Source organism: Brevundimonas sp. ABV4_179 (assembly GCF_056311945.1).
The window spans coordinates 2,984,111-2,997,845 of record NZ_CM149976.1; the positions used below are offsets into that span (position 1 = coordinate 2,984,111).

The following is a 13,735-nucleotide window of genomic DNA, read 5'->3' on the forward strand; positions in this document are numbered from 1 at the left end:
GTGGACCGGATCGTCTTCTGCATGACTCGAGATCATGACTGGCGGGTCACCCTGCTGGCGGCGCTGATCTGCCTAATAGGAATGGGCGTCTCCACACGGTTTATGGAGCGAGTTCGACGATGTGATCCTGCCGGCAGACGACGCGCAGTCGCCATGGCCACGGTTGTTGGGGCCATGTCCATCTGGGCGACTCACTTCGTGGCGATGCAAGGATTCGTGGCAGGCGTGCCTGTTCGCTACGATCTGGGACTTACGCTGGCTTCGCTGGTTGTCGCCTTGGGCATGATCGGGCTGACCATTGGTTCAATTCAATTCGGCAAGGGGCGGGCATGGCGTGTTCTGGCGGCGGTCATCGCCGTGGCTGGCGTCGGCGCCATGCATTATCTCGGCATGGCCGCTATCAAAGGGCCGGCGCGGATCAGCTGGGATCCCAGTCTGGTCGCGGCCTCCCTTGGCGGGGCCATGATCGTCGGCGGCGCGACCGCCTTCTTTTATAAGCGCGGCGGTCTTCTCAACCTTTTGATGACGACAGTGGGCCTGTCCATGACAGTGATCGTGCTGCACTTCGTGGGTATGGCGGCGATAAGCCTGGTTCCGGACCTAACCGTGCTGGATACCCAAGGCCTGTCGCCCGGCGCGATCCGAGTACTTGTTGCCGTAGTGCTGTCGTTGATCTGCGGCGTGGCCGGCGTCCTTGCGGTCATGGCCTATGTCGCGCGCTCAACCGAACTGCGTCGCATACGCGAAGCGGTGGACGCCATGCCGGACGGGCTGGGTTTCTATGACGCCAAGGACCGGCTGGTGCTGTGGAATGCGCGCTACGCGGAGCTGAATCCGGAGCTCCAACCTCACCTCACGGTTGGAATGACGTTTCGTGAAATCTTGCAGATCGGGATCGAGCAGGGGCGTTACGACGAAGCCCTGGGCCGCGAAGACGACTGGCTGAACGAACGCATGGGGGCGCTGCGCCAGTTGTCCGCCAGCATCGAACAACAGGTCGGAGGCGGCCGCTGGCTCCGCGTCCAAGACCGTCGCACATCCGAAGGCGGCATGGTCATCGTCTGCAACGACATCACCGACCTGAAACGGGATGCTCAGGCCTTGGCCGAGGCGCGAGATGCGGCCGAGGCCGCCAACGTCGCCAAGAGCCAGTTCCTGGCCAATATGAGCCACGAGATCCGCACCCCGCTCAACGGCGTTCTGGGCTTATCGCAGGCGCTGGCCAGGACCGAACTGACCCCCGAGCAGCGCGAGATGCTGGATTTGATGCAGGCCTCTGGCAAGACGTTGCAGACCCTGCTCAGCGACATCCTGGACCTGGCCCGCGTCGAATCAGGCAAGCTGGAGTTGACCGAGGACGCTTTCGAACTGGCGGTCGTGGTGCGCGAAGCGGCGCAACTCTATGTCGAGAACGCCCGCCAGAAGCGCCTCGATTTCCATGTCGATATCGATCTGGAGGATGGGGTCTGGGTTATGGGGGACGCGGTCCGCGTCAAACAGGTGCTGACCAACCTGATCTCCAACGCCGTGAAATTCACCAGCCAGGGCTTCGTCGGGCTCGTGGTCCAGCAGGGCCAAGATCGGGACGGCCGGCCGGTGCTGCGTTTCACCGTCGAGGACAGCGGCATCGGCTTCGACGCCGCGACGCGCGACCGCCTGTTCACCCGATTCGAACAGGCCGACGGCGGCATCACGCGCAAGTTCGGCGGCTCGGGCCTGGGCCTGTCGATCTGCCGCCAGTTGGCGGACATGATGGGCGGCGATCTGGATTGCGAGAGCGAACCGGGCAGCGGGGCGGCCTTCATCCTGACCCTGCCGCTCAAGCCCTGCGTCGCCCCGACGCCGTCGGAACCAGCTGACACGGCGACGCAACATGCCGATGGCGCGCGCACGGTCAACGTTCTGGTCGCCGACGACCATCCGACCAACCGGCGCGTCATCGAGCTGATTCTGGCCCAGACGGCCGCCAAGATCGTCATGGCCGAGAACGGCGCCGAGGCTTTGGAGGCTTTCCGAGCCGACGTCTTCGACCTGGTGCTTATGGATATGCAGATGCCGGTCATGGACGGCCTGACGGCGACGCAGGAGATTCGCCTGCACGAGGCGGCGATGGGTATGGCGCGTACGCCGATCGTCATGCTGACAGCCAACGCCATGCCCAAACACGTCGCCGCCGGACGCGCGGCAGGCGCCGATCATCATTTGGCCAAGCCCTTCAACGCGGCGGAATTACTGACCCTGGTGGCCAGTCCGGCCGCCCTGACCAAGGATAGGGCGCAGGCGGCGTAGGCGCGCCTTTGAAGGTTGCGCCATCGGTTCGATGCGTGTAATAGCCCGCGCTCTTGAATTCGAGGGTTCATGACCCCCGCCGCGCGGGCCCAGGGTTGGCGCGGCGTTTCTGTTGTTGTTGAGGCGAGCCACATGGCCGAGATCATTCTGAACGTGGACGTCCGCGATGGCGTCGGCACCGGCGGCGCTCGCGCTGCGCGTCGCGCGGGTTTCGTGCCGGGCGTCCTTTACGGCGGCGACAAGGCCCCCGTCGCCATTTCGGTGAACGAGAAGGACTTCCGCAAGTCGCTCTACACCGGCAAGCTGCTCGGCCACCTGGTGACGCTGAAGTATGGCGAAGAGACCCAGCCGGTCATCGCCAAGGACGTGCAGTTCGACCCAGTGTCGGACCGCCCCCTGCACTTCGACCTGATGCGCGTCGATGAGAAGGCCCCGGTCAAGATCGAGGTTCCGGTGCACTTCCTGAACGCCGACGAAGCGCCCTTCGCTCGTCAGGGCGGTTCGCTGGAAGTCGTCCGTCACGCCGTCGAAATCCTGGTCCGTGCCGACCAGATCCCGGAAGAACTGGTCGTCGACCTGGCCAAGTCGCAGATGGGCGACACGATTCGCATCTCGGACATCACCCTGCCCAAGGGCGCGGAAGCCACCATCACCGACCGCGACTTCGTGATCGCCACGATCAAGGTCTCCTCGGCCGCCCTGTCGGCCGCCGCCGACGAAGCCGCCGACGCCGAGGCCGCGCCGGTCGAGAAGACCGAAGGCTAAACCTTCGTCGCTTCGACTAGATCACGCCCCGCCCGGCTCGCCGCGGCGGGGCTTTTCTTTGGGCCTGGCGCGAGGCATGAGAACGCCATGATCATCATCGCAGGCCTGGGAAACCCTGGCGCCAAATATGAGAAGAACCGGCACAACATCGGCTTCATGGCCGCCGACGAGATCTCGCGGCGGTGGCGGTTCGGGCCTGAGCGGGCCAAGTTCCAGTCGATCATCGCCGAGGGGGACGTCGAGGGGACAAAGATCCTGCTGATGAAGCCCCAGACCTATATGAACGAGAGCGGCCGGGCGGTCGGCGAGGCCGCGCGCTTCTACAAGATCAAGCCTAGCGATATCATCGTCTTCCACGACGAAATCGACCTGGCGCCCGGCCGTTTCCGTATGAAGACGGGCGGCGGCGCGGCGGGGCAAAATGGTATCCGCAGCCTGATCAGCCATCTGGGCGCCGACTTCCGTCGCGCCCGCATGGGCATCGGCCATCCCGGCGAGAAGGAGCTGGTCATGCCGCATGTGCTGGGCGACTTCCACAAGGCCGAACAGCCGTGGTTGAACGCCATGCTGCAGGCCTGCGCCGACGCCTTGCCTTTTGCAGTCGCAGGCGACGACGAACGCTATCAGGGCGAGGTCATGCGACTGGCTCCCGCGCCCAAGTTCAGCCCGCGCCAGGCGGCGCGTGGAGAGCTTTAACTTTCGCTGACGGTCGAAAGGCCGTAGAGGCGAAGCGTGACCCGATCCCAGGCCGACAACTGGTCGACTGCGAAATCGCTGGCCTTCCTGGCGGCGGTGTTCGCGCTCGTGATCGGCGCGCTGCTGCCGTTCGCGGCGTTGGCGGCCGTCCAGCCGGGCCATCCGCTGGTCATCTGCTCCGCCGAGGGACCGCAGACGATCCAGTCGGGCGGCATGGACGGGCCGATCAACAAGCACGTCGGGGCCAAGTGCGCCGCCTGCGTCACCCCGCCTGTCGCCGCCCTGCCCTGCCCGCCCGCGCCCCAGCCTGCAACGATCATCCGCACGGTCGAGACCGTAGTTTACGCACCTGTAAGCGTCGGCGCGCCGCCGCCCGCGCGGGCTCCGCCACGCCCGCCGTCCACCGCGCCGCCCCACCCCTGAATCCAGACTGCCAGCCCGCGCCGGTTTGAATCCTGCGCGACGTGTTTGCCCTGAACTTCAGGATTCCCATGTCTTCCAAGACGATCGCAGCGCCACCGCCGCTGCGTTCCGACCAGCCGGACGCCCTGTCCGGCGCCTATCGCGCGGTGTGGCGATGGCATTTCTACGCCGGCGTCTTCGTCATGCCGGTTCTGATGCTGCTGGCCCTGACTGGCGGCCTCTATCTGTTCAAGGACGAGATCGACGGCCTGGTCTATCGCGACATGATCCGCGCGCCGGTTGCCCAGAGCCAGGTCGGGCAGGCCCAGGCCGCGCCCGAGACCTGGGCGGCCCGTGCCGAGACGGCCGCCGGCGGCGGACGGGTTGCCAATCTGGTCTTGCCGGCTCGGTCTGACGAGGCCGTTCGGCTGCGTGTGGACCAGCCGGATGGGGCGCAGAAGACCGTCTTCGTCGATCCCCATACCGGGCGCGCGACGGGCGTGATCCCGGCCGGCGGAGTCATGGAACTGATCAAGAAGCTGCACAGCCTCACCCTGCTCGGTCGGCCGTTCAACATTCTGGTCGAGATCGTCGCCGGCTGGGCCATCATCCTGTTCGCCACGGGTCTTTATCTATGGTGGCCCAGAGGGCGCGCCGTGGCGGTCCTGAAGCCACAGACGACCGACAGCCGGCGTCGGCCATTCTGGCGTGACCTGCACGCCCTGACAGGTTTCTACGTCGGCGGGGTTGTGCTGTTTCTGGCGGTCACGGGCATGCCGTGGTCGGCGGTATGGGGCGAGCGCGTCATGGGCTGGGTCAAGGAGACCGGCTGGGGCCGGCCGCCCGCTCCGGTCGCGGGGGCCTGGCAGCGCGCCCAGCACCATGACGCGCCGGTCGGCGCCGGCTGGACCATGGAGGGCATGGTCATGACGCACGATCACGCCGGTCACGGCGCCCTGACGCAGGTGATGCACGCCGCCGACGCGGCGGGCTTGGCGCGCCCCTATGCGATCAACATTCCGGCGAGCGAGGGCACGGCCTATACGGTCACGACCCAAGCCCGCCGCGTTCAGGACAGCCGCTCCCTCTATATTGACGGCGCGTCCGGCCGGGTGCTGGGCGACATCGGCTATGACCAGTTTGGGGCCGGCGCCAAGGCTATCGAACTGGGCATCTACACCCATCAAGGCACGCAGTTCGGGCAGGCGAACCGCATCGTCATGCTGCTGGGCTGCATCGGCGTGTGGGTGCTGGCGATCAGCGGCCTGGTGATGTGGTGGAAGCGACGGCCGCCCGACCTGTCGCGCCGCCGCCTGGGCGCCCCGCCCGCCCCGCCCGGCCCCCGCGTGCGCGCCGCCGTCTTGGGCATCGTTCTTCCCCTCGCCATCCTCTATCCCCTGACGGGACTGAGCCTGGTCGCGGCCGTGTTGCTCGATCGAGCGCTACGACCGATGATCCGGCGCCGTCCCGTCGCCTTCTGAAAGGCTCATACAATGAAGATCAAATCCGCCCTGGCCGCCGCGCCCGTCCTCCTTCTGGTGCTGAGCGCCTGCAATCCGTCGCAGCCGGCCAGGACGCCCGCCGATGCGGGCCAGGCCGCGGCAGTGGTCGCCGCCGACGCCTGGTGCCGTCCGTCTCCGAACGGCGCCAAGGCGGGCGGCTGCTACATCACCCTGACCGCGGCGACCGACGACCGACTGACCGGCGGCTCCACACCGCGCGCGGGGATGCTGCAGGTTCACGAGATGAAGACCGAGAACGGCGTGATGACCATGGGCGAAATGGGCCAGGGCCTGCCGCTGCCGGCGGGCGAAGCGGTCGCCCTGGCGCCCGGTGGAAACCACCTGATGCTCATGGAGTTGACTGCGCCGTTGGTCGCCGGCGAAACCGTCCCCCTGACCCTGACCTTCGCCGACGCCGCGCCCGTGACGGTTCAGGCCAAGGTGCGTCAGCCGGCCATGGCAGGCATGGATCACGGCGCCCATTAAGCCCTTTTGAAGCGCGAGCCTGACAAACCCGTTCGAACGGGTTAAAGGCTCGCGCCTTCTCCAAGGAATACCCATGGCCCTTAAAGTCGCGATCGTCGGCCTGCCCAATGTCGGCAAGTCCACCCTGTTCAACGCCCTGACCAAGACGGCGGCGGCCCAGGCGGCCAACTATCCGTTCTGCACCATCGAGCCGAACACCGGCGACGTCGCGGTGCCCGAGGCGCGTCTGAACGCCCTGGCCGAAATCGCGGGCTCCAAGGAGATCATTCCGGCCCGCATCACCTTCGTCGACGTCGCCGGCCTGGTGCGCGGCGCGTCCAAGGGCGAGGGCCTGGGCAACCAGTTCCTGGCCAACATCCGCGACTGCGACGCCGTGGCCTTCGTGGCCCGCTGCTTCGTCGATGACGACATCACCCATGTCGAGGACCGAATCGACCCGATCGCCGATCTGGAGATCATCGAGACCGAGCTGATGCTGGCCGACATGGAAAGCCTGGAGCGCCGCCGGCCGCAGTTGGAGAAGCGCGCCAAGGGCGGCGACAAGGAATCGGCCCTGACGCTGAAACTGGTCGACCTGGCCCTGGCCCAGTTGAACGCCGGCAAGCCCGCCCGCACGGCCGAAGTGTCCAAGGAGGACGTGAAGGCCTGGCACATGCTGCAACTGCTGACGGCCCTGCCCGCCCTTTATGTCTCCAACGTCGAGGAAGGCTCGGCCGACAAGGGCAACGACCTGTCCGACAAGGTCGCGGCCCGGGCCGCCGCCGACAACGCCAACTCGGTCGTCATCTCGGCCCAGATCGAATCCGAGATCGCCGTGCTGGACGACGAGGAGCAGCGTGAGTTTCTGGAGACCCTGGGCCTGGAAGAACCCGGCCTGAACCGTCTGATCCGCGAAGCCTACAAGCTGCTGGGGCTGCAGACCTATTTCACCGTCGGCCCGAAGGAAGCACGCGCCTGGACCATCAATGTCGGCGACACCGCGCCCCAGGCGGCGGGTGTGATTCACACCGACTTCGAAAAGGGATTCATTCGCGCCGAAACCATCGCCTTCGACGACTTCGTGGCCCTGCGCGGCGAAGCCAGGGCGCGCGAAGCGGGCAAGCTGCGCGCGGAAGGAAAGTCCTATGTCGTCAAGGACGGCGACGTGATGAACTTCCTGTTCAACTAGATGGCGTAACGGGCGGGGTTTCGGCCCCGTCCTTCTTCATCATCTTTTCCAGAGGGTTGGCGGGGTCCGGCGCGCGCGGCGAGCCGGGGCAGCGCGCCAGCTTGGTCGTCAGCATGTCGCGATCCACATAGGTCAGGGTCAAGACATCGCCAGTCGTACCCATGTGGACGCGCTCGTTCACGGCCTTGCCCTGGGCCATGCAGGACAGCGCCGCGACATAACCTGATCCCCGCTCGTCGATGCTGCCGATGTCACAGTTGTGGCCATAGGCGTCAAACCGCATCGGCGTGATGGTGATCGGGCTGTTCGCCCCCTGCGGCCGCTCGCACCATGCCGGATTGGCCGCCCAAACCCCCACAAAACTGCGCGGTCCGCGAGACGCCAGAGACGACGGGCCCGGCGGCTCCACTGGCTGCATGGCCTCGGGCGTGCGAAGCGGCGCGGCCGGTTCGTTGGGCGGATTGACCTGATCGTCGCCGCAAGCCGCCAGCAGGACGAGGGCGGCGAGCGCCGGAAACAGGGCCGTTTTCATGTCCCCACAACGCAACGGCGAAGGTTCAGGTTCAAACCGACCATTCATTGCGGTTGATTCTAATAATCGTTCGCAGTAACACGCCGCCAATCACACAGCGGGGCCATTGATGCGCACTCTCCTCCTCCTTTCCACCGCCACAGCGGCCATCGGTTCGGCCCTGATCGTTCAGCCTGTCCGCGCCGAGGCGCCCGTCGCCGCCGCGCCCGCCGCCGAGGTCGATCCGGTCGTCGTGCTGGGCACGCGGTCACGGCGCCTGGCCTCCAATGTGCCTGGCACGGTCAGCGTCATCGACGCCGAGCAGATCGAGACGATTCTGGCGACCGACATCAAGGACCTGATCCGCTTCGAGCCGGGCGTCAGCGTTCCGACCTCGCCCGCCCGCTTCGGACTGGCGCTTTCGGGCGCCGGCCGCGACGGAAACTCGGGCTTCACCATCCGTGGCATGGGCGGCGACCGGGTCCTGATCGTCAACGACGGGGTGCGTCTTCCCGCCGGCTTCTCCTTCGGCGCCCAGGCGGTCGGCCGCGGCGGCTATAACGATCTGGACCTGATCAAGTCGGTCGAAATCCTGCGCGGTCCCGCTTCGGCCCTTTACGGTTCGGACGGCGTCGCCGGCGCCGTGGCCTTCACCACCAAGGATCCGTCCGATTTCCTGGTCGGCGAACAGACCTTCGGCGCCCGCGCCCGGGTGGCCTACAACTCCGCCGACGAAGGCTGGACCGAGGGGCTGGCGCTGGCGGGCCGTTCGGGTTCGCTCTCTGGGCTGCTGGCCTATACCCGCCGCGATGCTCAAGAGACCGAGAACAAGGGCTCAGTCGGCGGCCTCGGCGCGACGCGCACCCAGCCCAACCCTCAGGATTTCGGCTCCAACGCCTATCTGGGCAAGCTGGTGTGGGAGGTGAACCCTAACCACACTCTGCGCCTAACCTACGACCACCTCGATTCGGAAATGAACGGCGACGCACTCAGCAGCCGGTCTTCCACCGTCCTGGCCGTCACCGCCCATGACGAGACCCAGCGTGATCGCGTCAGCGGCGACTGGCGCTTCCAGGACTTCGCGGGCCTCAGCGACGGTTCGGTCTCCGTCTATTGGCAAGATTCCAACACGCGACAGTACACCTTCGAAGACCGCGCCACCCTGGCCGACCGGGTGCGCGACGTGACCTTCGACAACACCGTCCATGGACTGGCCGCCCAGGGCTCGCGCGTCTTCGGTCAGGGCGCGGCGGTGCAGCACCGCGTCACCCTCGGCGGCGACTGGTCGATGACGACGCAGGAGGGGGTTCGCGACGGCGTGGTCCCGCCGGTCGGCGAGACCTTCCCCCTCCGCGCCTTCCCCAAGACCGAATACCAGCTGGCCGGTCTGTTCGTACAGGACGAGATCGAACTGCTGAACGGCGCGCTCAGCATCATCCCGGCTGTCCGTTACGACTGGTATGATCTGTCGCCCAAGGTCGACGCCCAATTCCCCGCCGCCGCCTCGGGCCAGAGCGACGACCACATCTCGCCCAAGCTGGGCGTCGTCTATTGGACGGGGCCGCATCTCGGCGTCTTCGCCAACTACGCCCTGGGCTTCCGCGCGCCCTCGCCGATGCAGGTGAACAACTATTTCGAGAACCCGGTCTTCGGCTATCGCTCGATCCCGAACCCGAACCTGTCGCCCGAGACCAGCGAAAGTTTCGAGGCCGGCTTCCGTCTGCGCGATATCGATGTGGCGGGCGGCAAGATGCGGCTGAACACCACCGCCTTCGCCACCCACTATGACGACTTCATCGATCAGGTTTCGGTCAGCGGACGCGGCATTCCCGGCGTCGATCCGCTGGTCTATCAGTACGTCAACCTGACCGAGGTCGACATCAGGGGCCTTGAGGCGCGCGCCGACATCTATTGGGACAATGGCTTCAGCCTGATCGGCTCGGCCGCCTACGCCGAGGGCGAACAAACCACCGACGGCCGTCGCACGGACCTAGGCAGTGTCGATCCGGTGAAGGTGGTCGCGGGCCTGAACTATGCCGCGCCGTCGGGCGTCTGGGGCGGCTCGGCCACCGTCACCTGGTCGGGCAAGAAGGATGAGGCGACCTATAATCTATCGTGTGGGACGACCTGCTATCTGGGTGACAGCTTCACCCTGTTAGAGTTGACCGCCTATTGGAACGTGACGGAGCGGGCCACGCTGCGGGCCGGCGCGTTCAACGTCTTGGACGAAACCTATGGCTGGTGGAGCGACGTGCGCGGCCTGTCCGCCGCCTCGACCGTCAAGGACGCCTACACCCAGCCCGGCCGCAACTTCGGCGTTTCGCTGACGCTGCGGCTGTAAGCGACCATGCCCTCTCGAACCTCAAGGACACGCCCGATGCGCGCCATCCTGATCGCCGCCGCCCTGTTGACCGCAACCGCGCCGGCCGCCCTGGCCCAACAGGCCGCCACACCCACTGCGGTCGCAGCGCCCGCCAACGCCTTCGAACGGGATCGCCAGTCGATCCTGGCCCAGGCGGGCCAGTACCGCGTCCACTTCGACATGCGCGAGAACGTCAGCTTCCGCGCCGACTACGACCCGTTGGAGGAAAAGCTGTCCGGCGGCAGCGAGATCGTCCGCGTCGTCTATGACAAGGGCGACAGGATCAGCCTGCAGCACATCCTGGTCATGGAGCACGGCGGCCAGACCATCGTGGTCAAACACTGGCGCCAGGACTGGGCCTATCAGCCCGAGACGGTCCTGACCTACGCCGGGCCGAACCAGTGGACGCTGACGCCGGTGCCGGCCGACCAGCGCGCCGGCGCCTGGTCCCAGACGATGTGGCAGACCGACGATTCGCCCCGCTATGGCGGCGTCGGCCATTGGACCTACGACAACGGGCTGTCAGCCTGGACATCGAACCCGACCTGGCGGCCCCTGGCGCGGCGCGATGCGGTGCGCAATCCGATCTATGACCGCTATCTGGGGACCAACCGCCATATCCTGAAGCCGGACGGCTGGGTCCATATCCAGGACAATATGAAGATGTCGGGCAAGGCCGGCGGGGAACCCATCGCCATCGTTCAGGAAGACGTCATCAACACCTACGATCGCTCCACCAGCTATTCGCCCCGGGCCGGGGACGACTATTGGGCCAAGACGCAGGGCTTCTGGGCCGCTGTTCGCGACGCCTGGGACGCCGCTGTCGCCGCGCATAACGGCATCCATCTGGAGGAGGTCGGAGACACCGGCTCGGTCACCGGCACGCCGCTGATGGACCTGGCGCAATCCGTCGCCGACGGAAAGACCGCCGAGGCCGCCGCCATCGCCCAGGCGCGCACCTTGATCGAACAGGCCACGACACCCCGCTGACCCTTCCCCCAGCGCGGACGACTGAAACGGCGGCCGGGCGACCGGGAGCCGTTATTTTTGCCTCAACTCAGAACAACCCGGCCGTTTTCCATGCGGAAGGCGACTCCCGTCCGCTGGAGCAGCCGGGCGATGACGGCGGACGGATCGGCCGCCCCTTGATCAAGCAGCCGCTCCACGTCGCCACGCAGCGACGGGTCCCGCGACACCCGCGTCAGGCCGCTCAGCCATTCCTCGCGGCTAAGAACGCCGTCGGGCTGGCGCAACAGGGGCTTCAGGAAGTCGAACCAATCTCCGCCCGTCCGCTGGCGCTGCGCGCCTTCTGCCGCCAAGGCGAAGACGGCCCCGCAGGCGTAATAGGCCCGGTGTTCGCCGCGCGCGCCCGCCTGCGCTACCGGGCGTTTGGCCAGGTCGGCGCAATCATCCACCTCGGACTGCAGTTCGGCGCGGTCATCATAGGTCGCGTCCAGATGCTTCAGCGCCTGCACCGCCATCAGGTCCGCCCCGCCCTCGGTGATCCAGGCCTCGTCGGCGAACTGATAGCGGATGGTCTGGCCCAGCCAGAAGTGCGCGCCCTCATGGCCGATGAACCAGCGCGACCGCTCGCGGATTTCCGCCTGAGGCGTGGTCACGCCCCGCCCCTCGAACGACATCACGATCAGACCGGGCAGGACGCTGCCGCCCATGCTCGTCATCCTCTCCGTCGGGCCATTCCAGGCCGCCATGACGATGGGCGTATCCCCGCCGGCGCCGGGGGCGCCCAGCCGGTCGCGATAGTATTGGCCCACATGGGGGGCGAAGTCGCGGATCTCCTCGCCGATCCACGGGGGCAGGTTCGGGTCGATCACGGTGGACAGGCCCTGGCCCGGCGTCACCGTGGCGTCGCCCAGCAGGACATAGCTGCGCTCGTCCGTGGTGGTCAGGGCGTCGCGGCGGCGGCCGTTGAACAGCACCGGCCCGCTGTCGTCGCGCCAGGTCACGCGCGCCGGGCCGCCGTCGACCTTCGTCCTATTCAGGTCATCCGGCACCGCCTCCGCCGCCTGGGGCGAGGCCAGGGCGAAGACGTCCATCTGCCGCGTCGGCAGGGCGACCGCGCCGTTGGAGAACAGCAGGGTGGGATATTCCGCCTCTAGGTCCACGGCCTTCGGTCGAACGCGGAAACGCACCTCGCGCGGCACGGGGCCGCCGTCAGCGTCGCGGATGATGTCGTAGTGGCCGCGCCGCTCCATCACCACGCCGGGCGTCTCCACCGTCCACTGACGCGGCCGCCAGGGCTGGCGGGAATCCGTCTCCAGCGCCGAATCCATGAAGGCCCAGACCGGGGCGTCGCGCCCGAACCGATAGTCGACCATCAGTTGATCGCCCTGGCGCGTCACCATCACCTGAGCCCCGGCGTCCTCGAGCGCTGCGGGCCGCGAGACGGTCGGTCCGGCGGCGCAAGCTCCGCCGGTCAAAACAACGGCGGCAAGCGCAGAGGCGGCGAAGACTTGGACGCGCAAGGGCGATCTCCTGGCAGTCTGGAGGAGCGAAAAGCTTAGCCGCCGTCAACGCGCCGGGTCAGCTTACGGTTTCGTCAGGCTGAGGTCCGATCCAAGGCGCGCGCGGCGGCCGCCAGCTCTGCGGCCATGACGGCCTTAAGCCGTTCGGGCGCCAGAATCGACGCCTGTTCGCCCCAGGTGAACAGATGCCAGGCCAGCTCCCGCATCCCCGAGGCGCGAAACCGCACGATCACGCCGCCGTCCGCCTGATCCTCAAAGCTCTGCGTCGGGTGCCAGCGCCAGCTCCTGGCCTCGGCTGCCCCTTCGGGCGCGATGCGGATAACCACATCCTCGATCTCGTCCTGATAGATGCCGAACGACTGGCTGGCGAAGACCGCCAGGTCGAAATCGGCGGGCGGAACAGCCAGCCCGTCCTGCGCGGCGACATGGCTCATCCGATCCAGTCGGAAGGTCTGGATGCGACCGGTCTCGCGGTCGGCGGCGACCAGATAGTTGGCGCGTCCGAACATGACGCCGCAGGGCGCCACGCTGCGCCGACGCGGCTCGGCCCCTGGTCGGGAATAGGTGAAACCCAGCGGCTGCTGGGCAAGAACCGCGCTGCGGATGGCGGTCAGCATCGCCTCGTCCGCCGATGGGCGCGGCCCCGCCTGGACCGCGATGGTTTCCGCCCGCACCAGCGCCTCCAGATCCGGCGCCATCCTGTTCAGGGTGGTGGATCGCATCGCCGCCTTCAGCTTGCGCTCCAGCGCCTCCAGGGCCGCCGCTCGCGCCGGCTCGCCCGCCGCGCGCAAGGCCGACGCCGCCTTGGTCAGCTCCAGCATCTCGGTGGCCGTCGGCGCCTGTTCGAACGCCGACAGCCCTCCGCGAATGCGCCAGCGCTTGGTGGGTGGGTCGGACACCTCCTCGACCTGGGGGAACAGCATCAGGACGGCGTCGCGCATCCGTTCGGCGGTGCGGCGGCCGGTGCGCATATCGCGGGCCATCTCATCCAGCGTCAGCCCCTCGGCGCTGGCGGCCATGCGCCGCGCCAGCTCGATCACCATGGCCGCCTTGTCGTGTCTCACCGCG

General features: G+C 67.2%; 12 protein-coding genes. 9 read left to right on the forward strand and 3 right to left on the reverse strand.

Annotated features, from left to right (window positions below):
- From ACYX4P_RS14615 to ychF, 7 genes are all read left to right on the forward strand, one after another.
- The gene (locus tag ACYX4P_RS14615; protein ID WP_476069884.1) at nucleotides 1–2,289 is read left to right on the forward strand and encodes an ATP-binding protein; all 2,289 of its coding nucleotides are present in this window, start codon (nucleotides 1–3) and stop codon (nucleotides 2,287–2,289) included.
- 132 nt (nucleotides 2,290–2,421) lie between these two features.
- Nucleotides 2,422–3,054 carry a 50S ribosomal protein L25/general stress protein Ctc gene (locus ACYX4P_RS14620; protein WP_248118890.1) on the forward strand — a complete coding sequence of 211 codons (633 nt, stop codon included), beginning with the start codon at nucleotides 2,422–2,424 and terminating at the stop codon, nucleotides 3,052–3,054.
- An 87-nt stretch (nucleotides 3,055–3,141) separates the two neighbouring features.
- Nucleotides 3,142–3,750: an aminoacyl-tRNA hydrolase gene (gene pth / locus ACYX4P_RS14625; RefSeq protein ID WP_248118889.1), complete on the forward strand. Its 609-nt coding sequence runs from the start codon at nucleotides 3,142–3,144 to the stop codon at nucleotides 3,748–3,750.
- A 36-nt stretch (nucleotides 3,751–3,786) separates the two neighbouring features.
- A complete protein-coding gene (locus ACYX4P_RS14630) occupies nucleotides 3,787–4,173 on the forward strand; it encodes a hypothetical protein (RefSeq protein WP_248118888.1) in 387 nt (128 codons plus the stop codon).
- A 68-nt stretch (nucleotides 4,174–4,241) separates the two neighbouring features.
- The gene (locus ACYX4P_RS14635; protein ID WP_248118887.1) at nucleotides 4,242–5,633 is read left to right on the forward strand and encodes a PepSY-associated TM helix domain-containing protein; all 1,392 of its coding nucleotides are present in this window, start codon (nucleotides 4,242–4,244) and stop codon (nucleotides 5,631–5,633) included.
- Nucleotides 5,634–5,645: 12 nt separating this feature from the next.
- Nucleotides 5,646–6,140: a copper chaperone PCu(A)C gene (locus ACYX4P_RS14640; protein WP_248118886.1), complete on the forward strand. Its 495-nt coding sequence runs from the start codon at nucleotides 5,646–5,648 to the stop codon at nucleotides 6,138–6,140.
- A gap of 73 nt (nucleotides 6,141–6,213) precedes the next feature.
- Entirely contained in the window at nucleotides 6,214–7,308 is a 1,095-nt protein-coding gene (gene ychF / locus ACYX4P_RS14645; RefSeq protein ID WP_248118885.1) for a redox-regulated ATPase YchF, read from the forward strand.
- On the opposite strand, the gene ACYX4P_RS14650 is transcribed toward ychF, so the two are convergent.
- Nucleotides 7,301–7,840 (reverse strand): hypothetical protein, encoded by a 540-nt coding sequence (locus tag ACYX4P_RS14650; RefSeq protein ID WP_248118884.1) that lies wholly within the window; start codon nucleotides 7,838–7,840, stop codon nucleotides 7,301–7,303. The genes ychF and ACYX4P_RS14650 overlap by 8 nt on opposite strands.
- Before the next feature lie 109 nt (nucleotides 7,841–7,949).
- Here ACYX4P_RS14650 and ACYX4P_RS14655 point away from each other — a divergent pair, with 109 nt between their 5' ends.
- Nucleotides 7,950–10,160 carry a TonB-dependent hemoglobin/transferrin/lactoferrin family receptor gene (locus ACYX4P_RS14655; protein ID WP_248118883.1) on the forward strand — a complete coding sequence of 737 codons (2,211 nt, stop codon included), beginning with the start codon at nucleotides 7,950–7,952 and terminating at the stop codon, nucleotides 10,158–10,160.
- 36 nt (nucleotides 10,161–10,196) lie between these two features.
- Entirely contained in the window at nucleotides 10,197–11,171 is a 975-nt protein-coding gene (locus ACYX4P_RS14660; RefSeq protein WP_248118882.1) for a DUF6607 family protein, read from the forward strand.
- A gap of 62 nt (nucleotides 11,172–11,233) precedes the next feature.
- Here the strand turns inward: ACYX4P_RS14660 and ACYX4P_RS14665 are convergent, their stop codons facing one another.
- Nucleotides 11,234–12,667, reverse strand: coding sequence for a hypothetical protein (locus tag ACYX4P_RS14665; protein WP_248118881.1), 1,434 nt, complete (start codon nucleotides 12,665–12,667; stop codon nucleotides 11,234–11,236).
- Between the two features lie 74 nt (nucleotides 12,668–12,741).
- Nucleotides 12,742–13,731 (reverse strand): helix-turn-helix transcriptional regulator, encoded by a 990-nt coding sequence (locus ACYX4P_RS14670; protein WP_248118880.1) that lies wholly within the window; start codon nucleotides 13,729–13,731, stop codon nucleotides 12,742–12,744.
- Nucleotides 13,732–13,735: the final 4 nt, after the last annotated feature.